Genomic DNA, 22,133 nt, shown 5'->3' on the forward strand with positions numbered 1-22,133 from the left:
GGACGGCCGCGCATCCCGTAGCAACGTAAAGGGGCTCCAAGCACACCTGAACGTGAGGAACGGTACACATCATGGTGGCAGGCATATGCGCGGGCGCCGTCGTCGCGGCCCTACTGGCGAGCGGCGGCACCGGCACCGGCAGCCCGGACGGCTACTCGATGCGGACGGACGCGCGGTTCGCGCCGGTCGCCGCCCTCGTGCCGTCGGCGGCGGTGACGTACGACGCGAAGCTCGTCCCCGCCGCCGCGTGGATCGAGGTGAGTCAGCACACGACCCGGGGCGGCGCCACGACGGTGAAGCTCCGGGTCGACGGGATGGTGCCGGGGCACGCGTACGCCGTCCATGTGCACCAGAAGCCGTGCGGCGCCGACCCCGCCGCCGCGGGCGGGCACTTCCAGCACAAGCCGTCCACCGACCCGGCCGACATCACCGCCGACAACGAGGTCTGGCTCGACTTCACGGCCGACGAACACGGCGCCGGTGAGGCGAGCGCCCGGCACGACTGGAACTTCCGGCAGGGCGAGGCGTCCTCCGTCGTGATCCATGACATGCCCGGCAGCCGCGTCCGTGCCGCCTGCTTCACCGTGCCGTTCGGCTGGGCTCCCTGAGCTGCGGATACGTCCAGGGGCGGGCGGCGGCCGACGACGCCCGCGCTGTCGTCGCGACCCGGAGAACCGCCCGCGCCACCGCGTCGGCGTCCGACAGCGTGACCGAGTCGACGCCGGGCCGGGCGCCCGCCGCGGTCACCCAGTGGACGCCCTCCGTCGGCACCCCGAACGCGAACCGCCGTGCGTGTGCACGTCCCTGACGGTCTATCAGACGGTACGGGCGCGCCGTCACGTCCAGTCCGCCCGTCTCGTAACCGTCCACCGTGTGCGGCCGGCACCCGCCCGTCTTCAGCAGCCGGCCGAGCAGCGGGTCGGCGGTGCGGCGCAGGTCCGGTTCCGGGAGCCGGGCCTCGACGAGCGTGGTCACCCGCACCGCCGAGCCCGGTATCGCGGGGGAGCGCGCCACCCAGGCACCGTCCGTCTCCCGCACCTCCAGCCGCGGCCCGAGCACCTCCACCACACCCGCCGCCACCAGCGCGGCCAGCTCCTCGATACGGCGCCGGGGCGGGCCGATGGACAGGAACGCGTTGAGCGGGGTGTACCAGCGGTCCAGGTGGTCACGGCGCGAGTCGCCCGCGAGGCCGCGGTGGTCGACGACCAGCCGGAGTTCGTTGCGCAGATCCCGCAGCACGTCCAGGGCGGCCTTGAGCGGGCCGTCCACATTGCCGAGCGCGGCCTGTCCGGCGTCCTCGCGCAGATACGACAGCAGCCAGTCCCGCCAGGCCGCCGGGTGGGCGAGAGCGCGGTCCGGGTACGGGCGGGACAGCCGGTCCCAGCTCCAGCGTTCGGCGGCCGGGATCCCGAACTCGTCGAGTGTCAGCGGTTCTTGGGGGTCGCGGTGCGGGACGCCGAGGAAGCGCCCGGCGAACTCCGACTCCGCGCACCGGGACGGCCGTAGCGTCCTTAGGAGAGTGGCGTAGTAGACCGTCTCCACCTCCTTCGCCACCAACGGCCATATCTCCGTGAGGAATTCGGGGGGCTCGCCGGAGTCGGCGCGTTTGCGGAAGGCGGCTATGGCCTCCGGGGTGAGGACGAGGGGGGTGTGGCGGCCGTGCGGGCCCTTCGCGTTGTCGCCGCGGGCCTGGTACGGGATGCCTCGGCGTGAACCGGCGTACAGGCGGGGCTCGTTGCCGGAGGGCAGATAGCGGAGGGAGCCGTCGTCCGCGCGGACGAAACGGCCGCCCCGGCCCGTCGTCAACAGGGCTGTGTGGTCGAAGAAGTTGAGGCCGAGGCCGCGCAACAGCACTGGTTCGCCCGGCTGTACGGCGGACAGGTCGGCGTCGGCCGGGTTGGCGGGCGGGAGGTGGCGCAGGCCGTGGTGGCAGGCGTAGGCGGCGAGGCGCCGTTGGGTCGTGTCGCCGAGCGTCGGGAGGTGGCCCTGGGCCAGGACCACCGCCGAAAGGGCGGACAGGGTACGGCCGTTGTCCAGGGCGAGGGACTGGTGGCCGTCGGGTGTGTCGTCGAGCCGTACCGCGCTCGCCCGGTGTGTCGCGACCTCGACGGAGTCCGGCGCCTCGCGGACCGTGCGGGCGAACACCCACTCCAGATAGCGGCCGTAGTGGGCGCGGGTGGGGTAGTCGTCGGGGCCGAGTTCGGCGGGCGCCCACTCGTGCAGGCTCGGGCCGGGGCGGATCGGGCCGGAGCAGTCGACGCTGTCGTCGGTGAAGAGGGTGACCTGGGAGGCCACGGTGTTCATCAGCAGTTCGGGGGACTGCGCGGAGCGCCAGACGCGGCCCGGGCCCGGGGGTGCCGGGTCGACGACGTGGACGGTGAGCCGGGTGCCGGGCGGGAGGAGTTCGGGAGCCGAGGCGCAGAGGCGTTCCAGGACGCTGGTGCCGCGCGGACCGGCGCCGACCACGGCGACGGAGACGGGTGCGGGTTCGTCGTCGGACGCGTTCACTGCAGACAAAGGGGGGACTCCCGGGCGTGTGGGGCGCAATGGAGCGGACCGCCCACCGGAAGCGGACGGTCCGCATCATCATGCCCGCAGCGATGTCACGGGGACGTCAGCGGGGACTCCTCGACCGTCCTCAGCGTGCCGTCCGCCCGGGCCTGCTCCAGCCGCAGCCGGGCCGAACGGCCGCGCAGCGTAAGGGTCATGAGCTGGTTGCCGAACCAGGGCCCGCCCGTTTTCCGCCACTTGACCGAGGGGTCGGCGCAGCGGCCGTGCCGGGCGAAGCGGCGGCCCAGGCCACGGGCGACGGCACTCCAGCCGAAGCGGAAGCCGACGCGTATGTAGGCGGGGATCGAGTTGTGGACGGGGGAGCAGGTCAGCTGGAGGACACGCGAAGTCGGGCCGCCGGTACGCCACTTGGGCTCCGCGACGTACGCGTGGTGCACGTCCCCCGACAGCACGAGCACCGACGCCGGTGCCGCCTCCCCCGACCCCACCTCGGCGATCAGCCCCGCCAACTCCTCGAAGGAGTCCGGGAACGCCGCCCAGTGCTCCAGATCGGCGGCCCGCCGCAGCTTCTCCCCGAACTCGGCCCAGCGGGCGCCCCGTTCACCACGGCACAGGGCCGCGTCCCAGGCCTCGGCGTCGTGGACGAGGTGCGGCAGCAGCCAGGGCAGCGAGGTGCCGATGAGGAGATGGTCGTAGGAACCGGGGTCGGCCAGTGCCTCGGTGCGCAGCCAGTCGGCCTCGCCGGGGTCGAGCATCGCGCGGTGCTGTTCGTCGAGGACGCGCGCCGCCCTGCTGTCCACCATCAGCAGGCGTACCCGGCCGAAGTCGCGCCGGTAGCTCCAGCGGACGGAGGCCGGGTCGGCGTCGGCGCGGCAGGCGAAGGCGCGGAGTCCGTCGGTGCCGTCCGGGGTGTCGCGGACCGCCAAGTAGAGGGGATCGGCAGCCAGTTCGGCGGGGGAGAGGTTCCCCAGGTGCTGGTGCACCCAGTACGACATCAGCCCGCTCAGCAGCCGCTCGCGCCACCACGGGGTGGCCCGCATGTCGGCCAGCCAGGAGGCGGAGGTGTTCCAGTCGTCGATGACGTCGTGGTCGTCGAAGATCATGCACGACGGCACGGTGGACAGCAGCCAGCGGATCTCCGGGTCGAGCCAGGACTCGTAGTAGAGGCGGGTGTACTCCTCGTAGTCCGCGACCTCGCCGCCGGGCGGCTCGCTCAGGTCGCGGCGGGCGGAGAGCCAGCGGCGGGTCGCGTCGGAGACCTCGTCGGCATACACCTGGTCGCCCAACAGGAGGAGTACGTCCGGCCGTTCGGCCTTCGGGTCGCGCGCGATGCGCGAGGCCAGCGTGTCCAGGGCGTCCGGGCCCACCGGGTCGTGGTCGTCGGCGGGCGGCGCGGCCCACCGGCAGGAGCCGAACGCGACCCGGACCGTGCCGTCGGCATCAGGGGTGTGGATCGCGGAGGGCGGGAACGGTGAGTCCGGCAGCGGCCACACCTGCGTACCGTCCAGGAGGACGTCGTACGGGGTCGAGGTCCCGGGTGTGAGGCCCTCCACCGGCACCAACGCGTAGTGATGGCCCGCGACTTGGAAGGAGCGGGCGGTGCCGGCGGCCCCGTCCGCGCAGCGCACCTCGGCGGCGCACGGACGGCTCGCCTCGACCCATACGGTCGCGGACGAGCCGTCGGCGTAGCGAAGCAGTGGTCCAAGGATCAGGTCCGCCACGGTTGATCACTCTCCTCCGTCGCCCCGTACGGTACGGAACGACGGAGGTCGGCGCCTAGATCTCCAGGCAGATCAGCAGCCGCTGAGTACCGAGCTCAGCTTGGTCTTCTCCGCCGAGTCCACGGAGAGGTCGTAGTAGTACTTCACCTGGACCCAGGCACGGACGTACGTGCAGGCGTACGAGGTGAGCGGGGGCATCCACTCGGCCGGGTCCTGGTCGCTCTTGGACTGGTTGACGTTGTCCGTGACGGCGATCAGCTGCGGCCGGGTGACGTCGTTGGCGAAGGCCTGGCGCTGGGCGGTGGTCCAGTTGCGGGCGCCGGAGTCCCAGGCCTCGGCGAGCGGGACGAGGTGGTCGATGTCCAGGTCGGAGGCGGCGGTCCAGGTGGCGCCGTCGTAGACCGAGTACCAGCTGCCGCTGGTCGCGGTGCAGGCGGAGTTGGTGACGACGTTCGTGCCGTCCCGCTTGAGGATGTACTCACGGGTGTTGCAGGTGCCGCTGATCGTGATCCAGGTGGGGAACAGGTCACGGTCGTAGCCGGTCCGGACCTCGGTGGCCACGGTGAGCGAGGCGAGGTAGGTGCGGGCGGTGGCGGCGCTGACGGGGGTGGGGAGGGCGGCGGAGGCGGTCGGGCCGTTGAAAAGCGCGACGGAGGCTATGAATCCGGTAAGAGCCGCGAGTATGCTCAGCCGTCGACGCGCGTAGAACTTCGGCATACGAACTCCCTTGTGGTGTGGGGGTGTTGGAGTGCGGGCGAAGGAATGCTTGCGGTGCCGTGTTGCGGCTGGGTGTGCGTTTGGTAAGAAGTTAGTGACGTGCGCATGACAAGGCAATGGTTTGGCGGTCGCGTACTATGAATGGCGCAGAAGGGGAGTAGCTCTTCGCCGGACCGTCGACATACTGCTCAGCTCGTCTGAGCCGGCGCCCGGAGGCAGATCCGTCGCGTCGAAGTGGATGGATCGGCCAGCGAGACCTTCGGTAAAGCAGTGCACCCGTAGTTTTTCGTGTGTGCTGCCGTGCCGAGGTGTCCGCGGACAGCAATCACACTCTCGGTGGGGCAGCCCCGACCGATTGAGGAACCTTGATCAGCATCAGCGTGACGGCGCTAGTCTTCGGCGTCGTCTTCCTGGCCGAACTCCCCGACAAGACCGCGCTCGCCGGACTCGTCCTCGGCACCCGCTACCGCGCCTCGTACGTCTTCGCAGGCGTCGCCGCCGCGTTCCTGCTGCACGTGGTGCTGGCGGTGGCGGCCGGAAGTGTGCTGACCCTGCTGCCGCAGCAGCTCGTGGCCGCCGTCACCGGTGTGCTCTTCCTGGGCGGGGCTGCGGTGCTCCTCTTCAAGAAGGGCGACGACGACGAGGAGGTCCGGGCGCCCAAGGACCAGTCCTTCTGGAAGGTCTCCGGCGCCGGTTTCATGCTCATCCTGGTCGCCGAGTTCGGTGACCTGACCCAGATCATGACGGCCAACCTCGCGGCCCGCTACGACGACCCGTTCTCCGTCGGTCTCGGCGCGGTGCTGGCGCTGTGGGCGGTCGCGGGTCTCGGCATCGTCGGCGGAAAGGCGCTGATGAAGCGGGTGCCGCTGAAGCTGATCACGCAGATCGCGGCGGTCCTGATGCTGGCGCTGGGGGCGTGGAGCCTGTGGGAGGCGGTGACGGGCTGAGCGGGCCGGGCGTGACCGACGGGCCGGGTGAATGTGCCGGCTGGGCGGGCGGGCGAGCTGAACGGTGAGTGAACTGTTTCCGGAGGCGGTGGCGCGATGCCGGTCCGGTTTTGTACCGTAGAGAAACAAAGTGGCTCCCGTCCGTTTTCCCTGACCGGCGGACGGGGCCGCCTTGTCCCTTCGGGGGCCGGCCGGGTCGACCCGGTTGGCCCGCGTATTTCTCTCCCGTTCCTTGGAGCCTGCCGATGACGGCCACCACCGTGCTTACCGCCCGCGCCCTCCTGCTGGACATGGACGGCACCCTCGTCGACTCGCACGCCGTCGTCGAGCGGATCTGGCGGCGCTGGTCCGAGCGGCACGGGCTGAACGCGGACGAGGTCATGAAGGTCGTGCACGGCCGGCAGGGCTACGCCTCCATGGCGCTGCTGCTGCCCAGCCGGCCCATGGAGCAGAACCACGCCGAGAACGCCCGCATGCTCGCCGAGGAGACCGCCGACGTCGAGGGCGTCGTCCCGATCCCGGGCGCGCCGGAGTTCCTGGCCTCGCTGCGGGGGCTGCCGCACGCGCTGGTGACATCGGCGGACGTCGCGCTGTCCACGGCGCGGATGGGCGCGGCCGGGCTGGAACTGCCGGAGGTCCGGATCACCGCGGAGTCGGTCGGCGCCAGCAAGCCCGACCCCGAGGGCTTCCTCAAGGGCGCCGCCGAACTGGGCATCGCCCCCGCGGACTGTGTCGTCTTCGAGGACTCCGGGGCGGGGATCGCGGCGGGGCGCGCCGCGGGGATGCGGGTGGTGGGCGTCGGCCCACAGGCCGCGTTCCACCGGCCGGACGTGGTGGTGCGGGATTTGCGTGCGGTGCGGGTGGAGGCTGTGGGCGGGGAGATTCGGTTGCACGTGGGGTAGGGGGTGGTGGGCCTACGGGCGTGGGCCTACGAATGTGGGTCAACGGGTGTGGGCCTACGGATATGGGTCAACAGTTGTGGGCCTACGGGTGTGGGGCAACGGGTGTGGGCCTACGCGGGGTTGCCTACGTGGGTTGGCCAACTGGCGTTGGTCCATGGGCGTTGCGTCGTGGCCGGCGCCGCGTCCGTCACGGGTCTGTCGTCTCCGACTCCAGCTTTGCTCGTGTCGCCGCCCCGTACACCCCCAGCGTGTCGGACTGGATGCCGCGAGCCAGTTGGTAGGTGCGTACTGAGGCCTGCACCTGCTTGTCGAAGACGCCGTTGTCCGGGCCGGTGTAGAGGTTCAACTGGGTCAGGCGGAGCTGGAGTTCGGTGACCTCGGGGCCCTCGTCGCCGCGCTGCAGGACCGGGGCCGTGCTGCTGCCGCCGGCCTGGCGGCCGGTGGCGGACGCGTCCGACGCCGTGGCGCTGGTCGTCGGGGTCGGACTGGCCGCCGCGGACCGTGACGGTGAGGCGGACGGGCTGCTCGTCGCCGACGCGGACGGGCTCGTGCTGAGCGTCGGGGACGGAGACGCCGACGTCGGCCGTACGGACGTAGAGGCGCTCGTGGACGGTGTCACCGGTGCCGCGCTCTTCGACACGGTGGGGACGCTCGCACGGACGTCCTTCGGCGCCGCCTCGTCCCGCGACGGCGTCTCGTACGAGAACATGCCGCTCGCGAAACCGGCCGCCGCCACCACCGCCACGACGGCTCCCGCGGCGGCGAGGAGCACGGTACGGCGGCGACGGCGCGGCGGGTCGCCGCCTGCGCCGGTGTCTGCGTCCGTGTGCGCGCCCGTGTCGGTGAAGATGCCGGCGAATGCGTCCGAGGGCGTCACCACGCGCAGCGGCATCGTCTCCTCGACCGCCGGCAGCCGCTGTGTCTCGCCCTCGGGGGGTGCGGTCCGCTCGGGGGCGAGCGTCCCCTCCAGTTCCACATACGGTCTGATCCGCAGCGGGTCGAAGTCCTCCGCCGCTGCCGCCTCCGCCGTGCGCGCGTCACGCAACGCGTCGGACGCCCGTTGGGTGCAGGTGCAGGACGGGGAGCCGTCGGTCGCCCGGGGCGCCCCGCACTGCGGGCATATGTGGCCCTTCGCCTCGTTCACGTGTTCGTCCCTCCCCATCGGACTCCCGAGGTTATGCGGATCTCCTTCACGCCGTCTCCTCCGACCCCCGGAACGTCAGCTTCCAAACGGACTCAACAGGCCGTAACAGGGCACACCGATCACCATGGATGTGTAACGAGAGCCTCGGGAGGTCTTCATGGCCGGCGATGCGCACGGTATGACAGGGAATGTGCACGGCGCGCAGCCACCGGAGAAACCCCCGCGGCGGGGCAGCGCCGCCCAGGAACACGTGCCGGGCAACGTCCTCGTCTCCATCGGGGCGCTGCTCCTCGGGCTGCTGCTCGCCGCCCTCGACCAGACCATCGTGTCGACCGCGCTGCCGACGATCGTCAGCGATCTCGGCGGACTGGAACATCTGTCGTGGGTGGTCACGGCGTATCTGCTCGCCTCGACCGCCGCGACCCCGCTGTGGGGCAAACTCGGCGACCAGTACGGGCGGAAGCGGCTGTTCCAGATCGCGATCGTGATCTTTCTCGTCGGGTCGGCGCTGTGCGGTGCGGCGCAGAACATGCCCCAGTTGATCGGCTTCCGGGCGCTCCAGGGCCTGGGCGGCGGCGGGTTGATCGTGCTGTCGATGGCGATCGTCGGCGATGTCGTCTCGCCGCGTGAACGCGGGCGCTACCAGGGGCTGTTCGGGGCTGTCTTCGGCGCGACGAGTGTTCTCGGGCCGCTGCTCGGCGGGCTGTTCACCGAGCACCTGAGCTGGCGCTGGGTCTTCTACATCAACCTCCCGGTCGGTGTCGTCGCCCTCGCCGTCATCGCGACCACCCTGCACATCCCGCGCAAGTCCACCCACCACGTCATCGACTACCTCGGCACCTTCCTCATCGCCGCGGTCGCGACCTCCCTGGTGCTTGTCGCCTCGCTGGGTGGCACGACCTGGGGCTGGGGTTCGCCGCAGATCGTCGGGCTGGCGGTGCTCGGCCTGGTTTTGATCGGGGCGTTCGTGGCGGTGGAGCGGCGGGCCGCCGAACCCGTCCTGCCGCTCAAGCTGTTCCGCGTCCGCACCTTCTCGCTCGCCGCCGTCATCAGCTTCATCGTCGGCTTCGCGATGTTCGGCGCGATGACCTACCTGCCGACCTTCCTCCAGGTCGTGCAGGGCATCTCGCCGACCATGTCCGGCGTCCACATGCTGCCGATGGTGTTCGGCATGCTGATCTCGTCCACCACCTCCGGCCAGATCGTCAGCCGCACCGGCCGCTGGAAGGTGTTCCCGATCGCGGGCACCGGGGTCACCGCGCTCGGCCTGCTTCTTCTCCATCAGCTTGACGAGAACAGTTCCACCGGTGAGATGAGCGCCTACTTCTTCGTCTTCGGGCTCGGACTCGGCCTGGTCATGCAGGTGTTGGTGCTCATCGTCCAGAATGCCGTCTCGTACGAGGATCTCGGCGTCGCCACCTCCGGCGCGACCTTCTTCCGGTCCATCGGCGCCTCGTTCGGCGTCGCCATCTTCGGCACGATCTTCGCGAGCCGGCTGGGCGACAAGCTCACGGATGCTCTACGGGGCTCCTCGCTGCCGGGTGGTGTCACGGTGGACGGCCTGGAGTCCGATCCGCGCGGCATCTCCGAACTGCCGGGCGCGGTACGGGCGGAGGCCCTGCACGCGTATGCGTCCTCGATTACGGACGTCTTCTTGTACGCCGCCCCCGTCGCCCTCGTCGGCTTCGCCCTGGCGTGGTTCCTCAAGGAGGACAAGCTGCGCGGCTCGGTCACGGCACCGGACCTCACGGAGACCCTCGCCAGCAATCCGGTTCAGCGCTCCTCCTACGACGAGGTGTGCCGCGCGCTGTCCGTGCTCGGCACGCGGGAGGGCCGCCGCGAGATCTACCGGACGATCACCGCGAAAGCGGGCTACGACCTTCAACCGGCGGCGAGTTGGCTGCTGCTGCGCATCAGGCGGGACGGCTGGGCGGAACCGGGTGTGCTCGCCGAACGCAGTTCCGTGCCGCTGCCTGTCATCCTCGCGGCTGTCCGCCAGATCGAGGGGCGGCAGCTGGCGGTGCGGGAAGGGCTGGACCTGCAACTGACCGACCAGGGGCGGGAGATGGCCGACCGCCTGTCCCAGGCTCGTGAGGAGTCCCTCGCGGAGACCCTGGGCGACTGGTGGGGGCCGGACCGGCCGACCGATCTCATCCAGCTGGTGAAGGAGCTCAACGGGGAGCTGTGCGGGTCCGATCGGGAGCAGCCGCACAACGGGGCGGTGATCAGCGGTGGTTGAGGTTGTCTGAGGGGGGCGGTGTGGGGAGGGTGCCGGGCAGCTGGGGCGGTGTTGAGAATGCGCTGGGCAGCTGGGCCGGTGTTGGGTAGGCGCCGTTCGCGCACCTCTTTTGGTTCGGTCGCCTTCGGGGCTCTCGACACCGGCGCGCCCCTACGGCGCCCTCTCGGCCGGCGCGTGGGGACAGTGGGAGTTGGTGGGCTCTCACCGTTGGTTGAGCAGGGCTTTGCGGAACCAGTGTTCCGCGTACGGGTCGTTGTTGTGGCGGTCGGTCTCCTCGTAGCCGAGGCGGCTGTAGAGGGTGCGGGCCTCCACCAGGTCGTGGCGGGTGTCGAGGATCATCGTGCCGGCTCCGAGTTCGCGGGCGGCCTCCTCCGCAGCCGTCACGAGCTTTGCGGCGCCGCCCCGGCCGCGCATCGCCTCGTAGAGGAAGACTCGCGTGAGCTCGGCGGTCGTCGGGGAGAGGAGGCGTACGCCCGCCGATCCGGCCGCCGCGCCCTCGTGCCACGCGACCAGTAACTGGCCGCCGGGCGGGGTGAGTTCGGCACCGGTGCGGGCGGCGATCTCGCGCTCCAACTCCGCCGGATCCGTCCGCCGCGACTCGTGGAGCAGGTACCAGCGGTCGCTGACCTCCGTGTAGTACGCCCGCCAGAGCGCGGCGGCGACGGGGGAGTCGTAGGGCTCGGGGGTGATGGTCCAGGTCATGGGCGGTATGTCAGTCGACCGCGGTGGTCCTCCGCAAGCGGATATTGGGTGTCGCCCCGGTGACGGACATGTCGTGGCCGTCGTTTGAAGGGGGCCTTTGCGGCAACCCGGTACGGGAACCGACCGACTACGAGAGCCGGTTGGCCAAGAATCCGGAAGGCACTCATGTCCACAGGCGTGATCATCGTTTTGATCGTGATCGTGGTCGGCGTGGTCGCTGCCGCGGCGGTCATGGCACCGCGTGCCCGAGGCGCGATCGGCGGCTCGGGCCTGAAGCGCCGCTTCGGGCCCGAATACGACCGGACCGTAGCCCGGCACGACGGCGACACGAAGGCCGCCGAGCGTGAGCTCGGCGAGCGCGTCCAGCAGCACGGTTCGCTGCAGCAGCAGCCGTTGGAGCCCGCGGCCCGTGAGCAGTACCAGGCCCGCTGGGCCGCCGCCCAGGAGCTCTTCGTCGACTCGCCCAGGCAGGCGACAGCCGATGTCGACCAACTGCTCGGCGAGGTGGCCGGCGCGCGGGGCTTCCCCGATGTCGCCGAGTACGAGAAGCAGTTCGACGCGCTGTCCGTGCACCACGCGGACCATGTCCACGGCTACCGGCGCGTGCACCGCGTCGTCGACTCGGGCTCGAACGGCACGCCGGAGAGCCAGGCCGGTACCGAGGAGATGCGCGAGGCCATGCTCGAAGCCCGCGCCCTCTTCGACGACCTGATCAGCGCGGACAACAGCGACGGCCGTGGCAGTGGCAGCAGTCGCGGGCGTGCCGGACGCCACACGTTCGGCTCAGTCAACAGGCAAGCAGTGAAGGGAAGTTGAGCCGCATGACCGATGTGACACGACCCAACGGCGACACGAGCGACGAGAGCAGCGAGAGCAGCGAGAGCGGCGAGCGCAAGGGCGCGAGCACGGACACGCAGACGGGCAAGGGTGCCGGCACGGGCACGGGTGCGGGCACCAGTACGGGTACGGGTACGGGTACGGGTATGGGTGCGGGCATGGGCACCGAGCGGCGTGAGGCCACGACCGTGACCCCGATCCCGCGCCAGACCGATCGCCAGGACGATCGCCAGACCGATCGTCCGACCGATCGTCCGACCGACAGGACCGCTCCCGTGCACGCCCCCGAGCCCCCTCCCGCGCCCGTCGCCACCGCCGCCGACAAGCGGCACGACCGGCTGGACGCGGGGAACGGGAGCCTGCTGCCCCACGACGAGAGCGACAAGTTCAGCCTGCGGCTGCAGCACGCGGTCACCGGGTTCGTCGACGAGCCCCGCTCCGCCGTGGAGGAGGCCGCCCACGTCCTGGAGGAGGTCGCCGACCGCCTCACGCAGGCCGTCACCAAGCGGCGTGACACCCTGCACGGCTCCTGGGAGTCCAAGGGCTCGGACGACACCGAGCAACTCCGCCTCGCCCTGCGGGACTACCGCGAGCTGACGGAGCGGCTGCTACACATCTGAACCGGCGGGTCCATCGACCCCGTCAACCGCCCGGCGCTCCCGCCACTCCCGTGCGACCGCTTCCACGTCGTACGGCTTCATTCCCAGCGGAGGGCCGGGCGGCGGCTTGAACATCATGTCGCGGATCTTCACGTTGACTTCGGTGATGATCTGCCGTGCGATCCGCTCCGAAGGGGCCGAGTACGCCGCAGCCAGGGCGTCCTCGGCCTCCTTGCGCAGCGCCAGCGTCGGCGGGAGCACGGAGATGCCCTCGCGGGCCATCTTATGCTTGATCCACCACAGTTCGTCGTACGTCGTGTCGGAACCGGAGGGCAACGGCTTGCCCGCGCCGGGGAGTTGGGCGAACTCGCCGGCCAGCTCGGCGTCCCGGATCTGCTTGTCGACCCAGGACTCGAAGGACACACCCGGTGGCTTTCGCTCGGTCATGACTCCATTGTGCCGGACGTGGCGCGGCCGGGGGATTTATCATGCGGCGGCTGTGTAAGGACACCTCAAGGGGGAAGCGCACGTGCTCGAACTCACCATGGCCTCGGTCTCCGGGACGGACGAGGGCGCCACGGCCGGCATGTTGATGGCCGAGGCGCCCAGCGACCCGGGCGCGGTGCTGCGGGTGGGCCGCGACGAATCGGTGTGCCGGCTGGTGACACCGGACGACTGGCTGTTCATCTCACGGGTCCATCTGGAGTTCCTGTGCGGACCCGAGGGCATCTGGCAGGTGAGCTGGCTGCGCGGCTCGCAGCCCGACCCGTCCTCCGAAGTACGGCTGATCGTCGGGGAGTACGCCCAGACCGTCGGCTACGGCGGCAGCGTCCCGTTGCCCCGTGGTGGCAGCGGCGAGATCGTCATCAAGGACCGCACCGGGCCGCGCAGCATCAACGTCGGCTTCTATCACGAGAGTTGAGGCGCGCTGACGTAGAGCTCCTAGTCGATGACCCTGGCCAGGGCGAAGCCGTCGTAGCCCTTCTCGCCCACCGTCTGGATCGCCGTGCCGGACAGGCGCGGGTGCGAGCCGATCAGTTCGATCGCCGCGCGGGTGCCCAGGACGTCGGGGTCCGTGTTGGCCGGGTCGGCGACCCGGCCGCCGCGGACCACGTTGTCGACGATGATCAGGCTGCCGGGGCGGCTGAGCTTGAGGGCCCATTCCACGTAGTGCGGGTTGTTGGCCTTGTCGGCGTCGATGAAGACGAGGTCGAAGGGGGCCGCGTTCTCGTCGGCGAGGCCGGCCAGCGACTCCAGGGCCGGGCCGACCCGGACCTCGACGAGCTTGTCGAGGCCGGCGCGGGCGATGTTGCGGTTGGCTACCTCGGCGTGCTTCGGGCTGTACTCCAGGGTGATCAGACGGCCGTCGGCGGGCAGCGCGCGGGCCAGCCAGATCGTGCTGTAACCGCCTAGTGTGCCGATCTCCAGGATGCGGGCGGCGCCCTGGATCCGGGCGAGGAGATGCAGCAGCTTGCCCGCGGCGGCGGACACCGCGATCTGAGGGAGGCCGGCGGAGTCGCTGTCGCGGAGGGTCGCCTCCAGAACCTCGTCGTGCGGGGAGAGGTGGCCGATCAGGTAGTCGTCGACGTCGTTCCACAACTGCGACTCGCTCATGTGCCGGTGCCCTTCGTGAATCCGGTGATCGTGAATCCGGTGAGAATTGTTGCGACCCGTTCGTGTGCAATCACTCACTCTACGGATGCGCCGCTATTTGCTGTGCCCAGGCAACCCGGGGCCGACTATCGTCATCCGGACAAAAGGAGGGCGGCCGTCAGGTGAAGAGGGGGTTGCCTGCGTCCCTCCCGCAGGGGGTGCGAACCTCATAGGGTTCGCAGAGGGAACAGCCACGCGTGTGACGCGTGGGACGAGCGGGGCGGGAGGCCTACGAGGCGTGGCGAACGTGGAGCACAGCGGGCGACCGGCGGGAGCCGCAGGAGCTTTCGGGTCGACGGCCGGTGATACGGCCAGGGCACGGCTGCGCGCGGCGCGCCTGTTCCTGTGGCTGGTGGCCGCGGTCCTGGCCGTACGGCAGGTGGCCGTGGTCCTCAGCACCCCGCGCGGGGACCGGCTGACCGACCTGGAGACCTGGGTCGGGCCGAACGGCGTCCTGCATGTGAAGGGCTCGCTGTACGACTCGACGCAGTTCACCGGCACCCCCTTCGCCGGGCTCGTCCTCAAGCCGCTCACCCGGGCGGCCGAGCAGGCCCTCGGCTGGGGCTGGACCTTCGGCACGCTGCTGCTCGTCGTCGCGCTCGGCCTGGTCGTCTCCCGGGCCCTGCCGCAGCCCGTCACCCGCCGGGCCTCGCTGCTCGCCGCGCCCGTCGCGATCAGCCTGCTCATGCTGTCGCTGCCGGTGCGCAACACGCTCTGGCTCGGCCAGACCAGCATCATCCCGGTCCTGCTCGTGCTGCTCGCCTGCTTCACGGTGCGCGGCGAGCGGGCCAGCGGCGTGCTGATCGGTCTGGCCGCCGCGCTCCAGCCGACGGTGCTGCTGTTCGCGCCGCTGCTGTGGTTCACCGACCGGCGCCGGGCCGCCGTGACCTCCGCGCTGACGTTCGCAGCGAGCGTGGTGATCGCCTGGGCGGCGATGCCGCACGACTCGTACACCTACTGGGTGCACCACATGGCCGGTGTCGGCCTCGGCGGCAAGGCGGACGACCTCGGCAACCAGTCCCTGCACGGCGCGCTGCTGCGGCTCGACCTGACCGGGCCGCTGGAGATCGGTGTCTTCCTGGCGCTCGGCGCGGTCGTCGCGTACCTGGGCCTGTGCCGGGCCGTGCGCTACGCGCGCGACGGGCAGCTGTTGCTCGCGGTCGCGGTCACCGGCTGCGCGGCGATCGCCGTGTCGCCGACGACCTGGCAGCACCAGCTGCTGTGGGTGCTGCTCGCGGTGGTGGGCCGGGTCGGCAAGCGGGCCTCGGACCGGTACGTGTGGCCGGTGGCGGTGGTCCTCGTCGTCACGCTGCCCGCGAAGATGATGCTGCCGAACATGGCGGCCGTCTATCCGCTGCGTGACAACGTCGTCCTGCTCATGGCGCTCGCCGCGGCGACCGTCGTGCCGTTCCTGCCGCGCACGTCGGAGCACTACCGGCGGCCGATCCCCACGGAGTACGCCGAGCCGGTCCCGGCCCGCTGGAAGCACGTCCCGCTGATCCCGCAGCTGCGCCGAGTCCTGACCCGCCCGAACCTCCTCCTCGAACTCCTCCTCATCCGTGTCACCTACGCCGCCTACCAGCAGGTCCGCCTCGCGGCGACGGGCGGCACCAACGCGGGCGGCCGGGCCACGGCGGAACACCACGGCCACCAGATCCTGTCGATCGAGCAGTTCCTGCACATCGACATCGAGCACGCGGTCAACCACTGGGTGGTGAAGGTCGACTTCCTGCGGGAGTTCTTCAACTTCTACTACGAGTCCTTCCACTTCGTGGTCCCGCTGAGCGTGATGGCCGTCCTGTACTGGCGCCGCCCGGTCGACTACCGCTGGGCCCGCTCCTCCCTCGGCTTCGCCACCCTCCTCGCCCTGGTCGGCTTCTGGCTCTACCCCCTGGCCCCACCGCGCCTGCTCCCGGGCCTGGGCATCATCGACACGGTCCACGGCGTCCAGGACTTCTCCAAGCCGGACTACGGCACCCTCACCGCCCTCACCAACCAGTACGCGGCGATGCCGTCCCTGCACTTCGGCTGGTCCCTGTGGTGCGGTGTGGTCATCGCGATCATCGCCCCGAAGTGGTGGATGAAGGCGCTGGGCCTCCTCCACCCGTTCTTCACCGTCTCGGCGATCGTCGCGACCGGCAACCACTGGGTCCTGGACGCGGCGGGCGGCGCGGCGGTCGTGGCGGCGGGCTTCGGGCTGTCGTACGTCTTCCAGGGGCCGAGGGCGCGGTTGTTGACGAAACCGGCGGAGATCAGAGCAGAGTCGGAGCTGACTCGGCTCTGATCAGTTCGGCGGTGAATTCGACCGCCTCCTCGGGGTTGTCCGTCAGGAAGAGGCAGATGTTTTCGAGGTGCGGCCAGGCGAGGACGCGGAACTCTCCGCCCGCCGCGGACAGAGCGGGGTAGTGGTCCTCGGCGTCGGTGAACGAGCCGGCGTCCCAGAGAGTCAGTGACCAGGTGGAGAGGCTGGGATACAGGGCCCGGAGCGTCGGGTTCTCGTAGGCGGCCGACAGCAGTCGCCACATGTCCGAGGTCGTGTGACCGTTGGGCCGCCGGGAGGGCCTGTGCTCTTCCAGGATGAAGTTCCACTCTTCTTCACGCGTTCGCCCATCAGGACCGTCCGGTGTGGCAGCACGGGGCGTCGCCGTTGTGGAAGGTGGTGATGGCACGTGCGGCCTTGTTTCCGCAGATGTATCTCAGCTCGTCCGCCGTCACGGACTGTCCTGCCTTTGTCGGAGTCTCCGGACTGTCCCGAGTTGGGTGGAGTCGAGTTGACCTGCCCCACGGTTTGGGTTCCAGCTGCGGTGACTCGAGAATCCGCCTCAGCCCGTCGGTGAAGCGGCGCAGGTCCGACCTAGCCGCTCCGGGACCAGTTCCCCGCGCTGTTGCCTGAGCGCCGGCTTGCCATCCGCCCCGCCCACTGGGCTGCCACGCCAACGCTTCAACGAGCGGATCGTCACCAGACGACCGGGCCGATCCTGTCGAAGAAGCCGCCGGTCGGGCCGTCGGAGTCGATCGAGGCCATGCGGACGATGATGTCCGCGCCCTCTTCGATGGTCTGGGTGCCCGTGTGGCCGTTGAGATCGGTGGCCGTGTAGCCGGGATCGACGGCGTTGAACCGGATGGCGGGGAACGCCTTGGCATACTGCGCGGTGACCATGACCAGCGCGGTCTTGGAGGAGTTGTAGTCCAGCGCCATGACGTGGAACTCCACCCGACTGGGGTCGGAGGTCGCCGCCAACGAGCCCAGACCGCTGCCGACGTTGACGACGACCGGAGCATCGCTCGCTTCCAGCAGCGGCAAGAAAGCGTGCGTGACGCGCACGACGCCGAAGACGTTCGTGTCGTACGTGGTCGCCATATCGGCCCCGGTGACCTCGCCGACCGGCTTGCGTGCGCCCACGATCCCGGCGTTGTTGACCAGGACGTCGAGACGGCCGGCGTCCGCGCGGACGAATTCGGCGGCAGCCTTGACGGAGTCCTCGTCGGTGACGTCGATCTGGACGAAGCGGGCGCCGAGCTTCTCGGCCGCCTCCCGGCCACGGTGGCCATCGCGTGCCCCGACGTAGACGGTGTGCCCGGCCTCGGTCAGGCGCCTGGCGGCCTCGAAACCCAGGCCCTTGTTCGCTCCGGTGATCAATGTGGTGGTCATGTGTTCGCTCCGTGTTCGGTGGGGTGGTGACGCCTCCACCCTCCCCGCACCACGCACGGGCAGACAGCGCCCGCCTCAGCCAGCGGACTGGCAGTACCAGGCTGTCCGGGCACGGCAGCGCGATACTGGGGCGATGAGCGAATCCAGGGAACTGGGCAGAGCCCTGCACGGCTGGCGGGACCGGATCGCCCCCGCAACCGTCGGACTGCCGACGGGCGGAGTACGGCGAGCCGCCGGGCTGCGCCGCGAGGAACTGGCGCAGCTCGCCGGCCTGTCGGTGGACTACATCACCCGTCTCGAACAGGGCCGGGCCACCTCCCCGTCGGCGCAGGTCCTGTCCGCGCTGGCCCGCGCCCTGCGGCTGTCGGCAGCCGAGCGCGCATACCTGTATCTCCTCGCGGGCCAGCTGGCACCGGGTCCCGGGCAGCTGCCGACGCACATCCCACCCGGTGTCCGAAGGCTGCTCGACCAACTGGACGGCTCACCTCTGAGCGTGTACGACGCTGCATGGAACCTGATGCTGTGGAACCCGTTGTGGGCAGCCCTGTTCGGAGACGCATCCGTTCTACGCGGACGCGAGCGCAACATCGTCTGGCGGCACTTCGCCGGCCTGCCGAGCCGGGTCAGCCACACCCCCGAGCAGGAGGCCCGGTTCGAGGCGGCCGTGGTCGCCGATCTCAGGGCAGCCACCGCCCGCTACCCGGCCGATGCCGGCCTGCGCTCCCTGATCAAGGATCTGCAGGGTGTCAGCACCGACTTCACACGCCTCTGGGACACGGGCATCGTGGGCATCCACGAGTCGGACACCAAGACCGTCCATCACCCCGACATCGGCACACTCACCTTCGACTGTGACGTGCTCATTGCTCCCGACAGCGATCTGCGCATCGTTGCCTATACCGCCGCTCCCGGCAGTGGCGCCGCCGATCGGCTCAGGCTCCTCAACGTCATCGGCACCCAGACCATGACCGAAGACAGCACCCCGGGACAGCAGTCGGCGGGGGCATCCCACCCTGACGCGGCCCGGGCCACCGACCACCGAGGACGGCTCGCATTCTCCTCGGCCGACCCGCCCAAGACGTTCACCTCACCGCGTGCCACGCCTGACCCCGGCTTCCTTGGACACCGCCCATGAACGCACAGCCCGTCAACATCCCCTCCTTGAACGATATTGCGTCCGCCGCCAGACGGATCCGCAACGTAGTGCGCCGCACACCGGTGATACAGGTGGCGGCCGGGGAACTGGACGTGCCCGTCCCCGTCATTTTGAAGCTGGAATTCCTCCAGCACACCGGCTCCTTCAAAGTCCGCGGCGCATCCAACGCCCTCGCCCTTCTGCGCGCTGCGGAACGCGGCGCCCCGACCGCCGGCGTCTGCTGCGCGTCGGGCGGCAACCACGGGGCCGCCGTGGCCTGGGCTGCGCGCGAAGCGGGCCTGCCCGCCACCGTGTTCGTTCCCGACTTCTCACCCAAGTCCAAGACCGACATCATCGAATCTCTCGGCGCACGCCTGTGCCGCGTCCAAGGCTTCTACGCCGACGCACTGGCAGCCAGCCAGGACCATGCCCGGCACGAGGGCGCCTTCCACATCGACGCCTTCGACGCCCCGCAGACGGTCGCAGGGCAGGGCACGCTCGGCCTGGAGCTTGCCGAGCAGGTACCAGAGGGGCAGCCCGTGCTGGTCGGGTGCGGTGGCGGAGGCCTGTACGCAGGGGTCGCCCTGGCGTTGGACGGACGCAACCGCGTGACCGCAGCCGAACCGTCCTCGGCGCCCTCGCTCACAGCGGCGCTGGATGCAGGGAAACCAGTGGACGTGGAAGTCGGCGGGATCGCCTTGGACAGCTTGGGTGCCCGCCGGGCGGGCCGCATAGCCACCGCTGTGGGTCTCTCGCTCGGCATGAAGACCCTCACCGTCACAGACGAGGGTATCGCCGCCGCCCGCGCACTCCTCTGGCAGCGGCTACGCATCGTGGCCGAACCCGGCGGAGCCACCGCTCTCGCCGCGCTGCTCGCCCACCCCGAACACTTCCGGGACGGGGCCACCATCGTCGTCTCAGGGGCCAACACGGCACCCGGGTCAAGTATCGGCTGCTGAGGAGCCGTTGCGGTACCGAGAGATCGGCTTGGTCCGGGGTCTTCACCGAGGGCGAGGAACTTTCCCAGGTCGACCGGGACGTCCGGATGCGGCCGGGGAAGGAGGCGACGAAGGGGCCGGGCCGCCTGACGACCTCCTGGCTCTGTTCGGCAGCATCAACGCACCCGCCGACTACGCCGAGCGCTTGGTCAAGTGCCCTTGTTCTCCACGCACCTGCGAAGGACATTCGCCCCCACATACACTCCCACGTCGTCCACGACCAGGGCGTGTCGGGCCGTGGCACAGCGGTTCGCGGGCACGAACCGCAGGGGTACGGCCGTACGACGGCAGGGTGCCCCACCGCAGCCGTCCCTACCCCGGCCGAATTCGGTGGCTGTGGCGGGTGTTCGGTCCCCGGCCGCGGGCAGCCGGGCCGGAACGGTCCCCGCCGCGCCGGTCAGAACGAGGAGGGCGGCGTTCCTGCCTCGGCCCGACGGGTACGTGATGATCCACTGGACATGCAGCCGTCTGCTCGGCACCGGTGCGTTGTGGCACAGGTTGTCTCCCACGACGGCGTCCACCGAGGCGGGCCGCCGCGTCCGGACGCCGTGCGCGGCGGTGAGCACCAGGTCGGGAGCGACGAGGACGCCGCCGCAGAACTGGCCGTTGAACAGATCGCCGACCGGTGAGGAGGCGTTGACCTGCGCCACCACCGCGTTCGCGTCCGGTCCCGCCGTCACAGCGGTGACGCTCGGGGTGTCGGCAGAGGTGACCGACACGCCGAGGGTCATCGGCAGTGCCCCGACGGCGAGCTGTACGTGCCTCAGCACGACTTCTTTCCGGTTTCCACGCTGGGGCCCAGGACGTTGTGCCGGCGGTACTTCTTGCCGCCGACGTGATAGTCCACCGTGATTCCCTTCATCCGTACGTGGGAGGTTCCGGTCACGTGGATCGCCAGCACGAGATTGTGCGTGGCCTTGGGTGTCGCGGGCTGCGGTGCGATGGTCGCTCCCACGGCGGGCCGTCGGTGCTGCCAGCCCGTGCCAACGGAGGCGAGGGCGAATTTCGACGGCGGATAGCGGGTGTCGTAGCCGATGAAACTCGTTGTGGCGGGTACGAGGACGGCGTCGGCGAACCGGAGCCCGTGCGGCTCCGTGAGGCGGACGCTGTCGACGACCACCTCGTTCTTGCCGTAGTTGTGCAGTTCGTCCCCGCCGAACGTCAGCGTGGCACCTTGTTTCGCCGGCAGGCACACGTTTCCCGACCCGGCGTCGGAGTAGTCCGGCCCGTTGAGCGGGCCGTTCCCGGCCGGGGTGCCGGGCGCCGACGAGCAGCTCGTGCTCAGCGTGAGTGCCAGTGCCAGAACACAGGCCCGCCCGAGCAGGACCTGCGGAGCCGCGGTGATGATCACAGGGTCACGCCAACATCAAGCCCCTGCCCCTGCTTATTACTTGAGCGCCAATTTGCCGTCCCTGAATAAGATCGTGTTCTTGAGCGGCGTGAACGCGCCTGATTCCAGGGAGAGTTATGGGGATTTCGGTGCGTGGATCCGTGCCGCGCAGAGCGGGTGGTGTGGCGTTCGCCGTCGTGCTGCTCGGTGGGGGAGCGGTTGGGTGTGGGGACCACTCCGCGAAGGAGGGCTCGGCCGAGCTGACGCCCACGGCGGCCGTGGCCAAAGCGGTGGACAAGGCCGAGGACATCACCTCGCTCCACTACCGGGTCACCGGGACCGTGCCCGAGAGGGGGCGCATTACGGCCGAGGCGTCCATGAAGACGGAGAAGACGAAACCGACGGCCATGACCATGAAGATGACCGTGGCCGGCGCGCGTGCGAAGGGCGGGCTGGACATCCGGTTCGTCGGCAAGACGATCTACCTCGGCGGCAGCGGCGTCGACACGTCGAAGTGGGGCAACAAGAGCTGGCTCAAGGCCGAGCCGGCCGTGTGGGGGCGTGGCGCGGCGGACAACAACTCCTATGGCGTGCTGCCAGGTTCGATGGAGGGGAGCCCGGTCGTGCAGTCCACGATCATGGCGGGCTCCAAGAACGTGCGGAGGATCGGCGCCGAGTCGGTCGACGGCACCAAGGCCGTGCACTACCGGGGAACGGTCACCACCCGCGACCTGCGCGCGGCCCAGAGCGCAGCCAAGGGCAAGGCGTCCTGGCAACGCCGGACCGACAGCATCGACCAGTTCGTCGCCCTGCGCGTCGACGGCACCCTCACCATGGACATGTGGGTCGACGGCGACGACCAGCCCAAGCAGTTCCGGGTACGGGGCAAGACCTATCCCACGCAGAACGACACCGACGGCAGCACGCTCGACCTGACCGTCACCTTCCTCGACATCAACCAGAAGGTGACCGTCAAGACCCCGCCCGCCGACGACACCGCCGAACTCGGGGGCTGACGGCCCCGGTTCGCGAGCCCGCGGCCGTTC

The 22,133-nt window shown here is 70.2% G+C and carries 21 protein-coding genes and 1 pseudogene; 11 read left to right on the top strand and 11 right to left on the bottom strand.

What is annotated here, in order from left to right; all coding sequences use genetic code 11:
* The first annotated feature begins 71 nt into the window (after positions 1–71).
* Positions 72–608: a superoxide dismutase family protein gene (locus tag OC490_RS11435; protein ID WP_262057761.1), complete on the top strand. Its 537-nt coding sequence runs from the start codon at positions 72–74 to the stop codon at positions 606–608.
* On the opposite strand, the gene OC490_RS11440 is transcribed toward OC490_RS11435, so the two are convergent.
* The 3 genes from OC490_RS11440 to OC490_RS11450 all read right to left on the bottom strand — a co-directional run bounded on the left by OC490_RS11440 (position 580) and on the right by OC490_RS11450 (position 4,949).
* The gene (locus OC490_RS11440) at positions 580–2,517 is read right to left on the bottom strand and encodes an FAD/NAD(P)-binding protein (RefSeq protein ID WP_262057762.1); all 1,938 of its coding nucleotides are present in this window, start codon (positions 2,515–2,517) and stop codon (positions 580–582) included. The two genes, OC490_RS11435 and OC490_RS11440, sit on opposite strands and share 29 nt — an antisense overlap.
* Before the next feature lie 86 nt (positions 2,518–2,603).
* On the bottom strand, positions 2,604–4,232 hold the full coding sequence (locus OC490_RS11445; protein WP_262057763.1) for an alkaline phosphatase D family protein: 1,629 nt from the start codon (positions 4,230–4,232) through the stop codon (positions 2,604–2,606).
* A 72-nt stretch (positions 4,233–4,304) separates the two neighbouring features.
* Positions 4,305–4,949: an HNH endonuclease family protein gene (locus tag OC490_RS11450; RefSeq protein ID WP_262057764.1), complete on the bottom strand. Its 645-nt coding sequence runs from the start codon at positions 4,947–4,949 to the stop codon at positions 4,305–4,307.
* Positions 4,950–5,314: 365 nt separating this feature from the next.
* On the opposite strand from OC490_RS11450, the gene OC490_RS11455 reads away from it, so the two are divergent.
* Complete coding sequence (locus tag OC490_RS11455; RefSeq protein ID WP_262057765.1) at positions 5,315–5,896, top strand: TMEM165/GDT1 family protein; 582 nt, start codon at positions 5,315–5,317, stop codon at positions 5,894–5,896.
* Between the two features lie 245 nt (positions 5,897–6,141).
* The gene (locus OC490_RS11460) at positions 6,142–6,798 is read left to right on the top strand and encodes an HAD-IA family hydrolase (RefSeq protein ID WP_262057766.1); all 657 of its coding nucleotides are present in this window, start codon (positions 6,142–6,144) and stop codon (positions 6,796–6,798) included.
* A gap of 187 nt (positions 6,799–6,985) precedes the next feature.
* On the opposite strand, the gene OC490_RS11465 is transcribed toward OC490_RS11460, so the two are convergent.
* Positions 6,986–7,942, bottom strand: a complete 957-nt coding sequence (locus OC490_RS11465) for a peptidoglycan-binding domain-containing protein (RefSeq protein ID WP_262057767.1) — start codon at positions 7,940–7,942, stop codon at positions 6,986–6,988.
* 157 nt (positions 7,943–8,099) lie between these two features.
* Here OC490_RS11465 and OC490_RS11470 point away from each other — a divergent pair, with 157 nt between their 5' ends.
* Positions 8,100–10,181 (top strand): MDR family MFS transporter, encoded by a 2,082-nt coding sequence (locus OC490_RS11470; RefSeq protein ID WP_262057768.1) that lies wholly within the window; start codon positions 8,100–8,102, stop codon positions 10,179–10,181.
* Positions 10,182–10,382: 201 nt separating this feature from the next.
* On the opposite strand, the gene OC490_RS11475 is transcribed toward OC490_RS11470, so the two are convergent.
* Positions 10,383–10,883: a GNAT family N-acetyltransferase gene (locus OC490_RS11475; protein WP_262057769.1), complete on the bottom strand. Its 501-nt coding sequence runs from the start codon at positions 10,881–10,883 to the stop codon at positions 10,383–10,385.
* A gap of 165 nt (positions 10,884–11,048) precedes the next feature.
* Here OC490_RS11475 and OC490_RS11480 point away from each other — a divergent pair, with 165 nt between their 5' ends.
* Both OC490_RS11480 and OC490_RS11485 read left to right on the top strand, forming a co-directional pair.
* Positions 11,049–11,699, top strand: coding sequence for a hypothetical protein (locus OC490_RS11480; protein ID WP_262057770.1), 651 nt, complete (start codon positions 11,049–11,051; stop codon positions 11,697–11,699).
* A gap of 5 nt (positions 11,700–11,704) precedes the next feature.
* On the top strand, positions 11,705–12,340 hold the full coding sequence (locus tag OC490_RS11485) for a hypothetical protein (protein ID WP_262057771.1): 636 nt from the start codon (positions 11,705–11,707) through the stop codon (positions 12,338–12,340).
* Here OC490_RS11485 and OC490_RS11490 read toward each other — a convergent pair.
* Complete coding sequence (locus tag OC490_RS11490) at positions 12,329–12,766, bottom strand: DUF1992 domain-containing protein (protein ID WP_262057772.1); 438 nt, start codon at positions 12,764–12,766, stop codon at positions 12,329–12,331. The two genes, OC490_RS11485 and OC490_RS11490, sit on opposite strands and share 12 nt — an antisense overlap.
* Positions 12,767–12,848: 82 nt before the next feature.
* On the opposite strand from OC490_RS11490, the gene OC490_RS11495 reads away from it, so the two are divergent.
* Positions 12,849–13,241: a hypothetical protein gene (locus OC490_RS11495; protein WP_262057773.1), complete on the top strand. Its 393-nt coding sequence runs from the start codon at positions 12,849–12,851 to the stop codon at positions 13,239–13,241.
* A gap of 20 nt (positions 13,242–13,261) precedes the next feature.
* On the opposite strand, the gene OC490_RS11500 is transcribed toward OC490_RS11495, so the two are convergent.
* On the bottom strand, positions 13,262–13,933 hold the full coding sequence (locus tag OC490_RS11500) for an O-methyltransferase (RefSeq protein WP_262057774.1): 672 nt from the start codon (positions 13,931–13,933) through the stop codon (positions 13,262–13,264).
* Between the two features lie 277 nt (positions 13,934–14,210).
* Here OC490_RS11500 and OC490_RS11505 point away from each other — a divergent pair, with 277 nt between their 5' ends.
* The gene (locus OC490_RS11505; RefSeq protein ID WP_262057775.1) at positions 14,211–16,256 is read left to right on the top strand and encodes a bifunctional glycosyltransferase 87/phosphatase PAP2 family protein; all 2,046 of its coding nucleotides are present in this window, start codon (positions 14,211–14,213) and stop codon (positions 16,254–16,256) included.
* Here OC490_RS11505 and OC490_RS11510 read toward each other — a convergent pair.
* Complete coding sequence (locus tag OC490_RS11510; RefSeq protein ID WP_262057776.1) at positions 16,225–16,641, bottom strand: DUF6193 family natural product biosynthesis protein; 417 nt, start codon at positions 16,639–16,641, stop codon at positions 16,225–16,227. The genes OC490_RS11505 and OC490_RS11510 overlap by 32 nt on opposite strands.
* Positions 16,642–16,928: 287 nt before the next feature.
* Entirely contained in the window at positions 16,929–17,624 is a 696-nt protein-coding gene (locus OC490_RS11515; protein WP_262057777.1) for an SDR family oxidoreductase, read from the bottom strand.
* Between the two features lie 133 nt (positions 17,625–17,757).
* Between OC490_RS11515 and OC490_RS11520 the strand changes: the two are divergent.
* Positions 17,758–18,594 (top strand): annotated as a pseudogene (locus tag OC490_RS11520) (helix-turn-helix transcriptional regulator); the annotation flags it as partial.
* A 161-nt stretch (positions 18,595–18,755) separates the two neighbouring features.
* Positions 18,756–19,718 (top strand): serine/threonine dehydratase, encoded by a 963-nt coding sequence (locus tag OC490_RS11525; protein WP_262057778.1) that lies wholly within the window; start codon positions 18,756–18,758, stop codon positions 19,716–19,718.
* 188 nt (positions 19,719–19,906) lie between these two features.
* Here OC490_RS11525 and OC490_RS11530 read toward each other — a convergent pair whose 3' ends face one another.
* Both OC490_RS11530 and OC490_RS11535 read right to left on the bottom strand, forming a co-directional pair.
* Positions 19,907–20,527 (bottom strand): trypsin-like serine protease, encoded by a 621-nt coding sequence (locus OC490_RS11530; RefSeq protein ID WP_262057779.1) that lies wholly within the window; start codon positions 20,525–20,527, stop codon positions 19,907–19,909.
* A complete protein-coding gene (locus tag OC490_RS11535) occupies positions 20,521–21,108 on the bottom strand; it encodes a hypothetical protein (protein WP_262057780.1) in 588 nt (195 codons plus the stop codon). The genes OC490_RS11530 and OC490_RS11535 overlap by 7 nt, the downstream gene beginning before the upstream one ends.
* 128 nt (positions 21,109–21,236) lie before the next feature.
* Here OC490_RS11535 and OC490_RS11540 point away from each other — a divergent pair, with 128 nt between their 5' ends.
* The gene (locus OC490_RS11540; RefSeq protein ID WP_262057781.1) at positions 21,237–22,103 is read left to right on the top strand and encodes a hypothetical protein; all 867 of its coding nucleotides are present in this window, start codon (positions 21,237–21,239) and stop codon (positions 22,101–22,103) included.
* Positions 22,104–22,133 lie beyond the last annotated feature (30 nt).

Source organism: Streptomyces sp. STR69, from assembly GCF_024519455.1.
GTDB lineage: Bacteria > Actinomycetota > Actinomycetes > Streptomycetales > Streptomycetaceae > Streptomyces.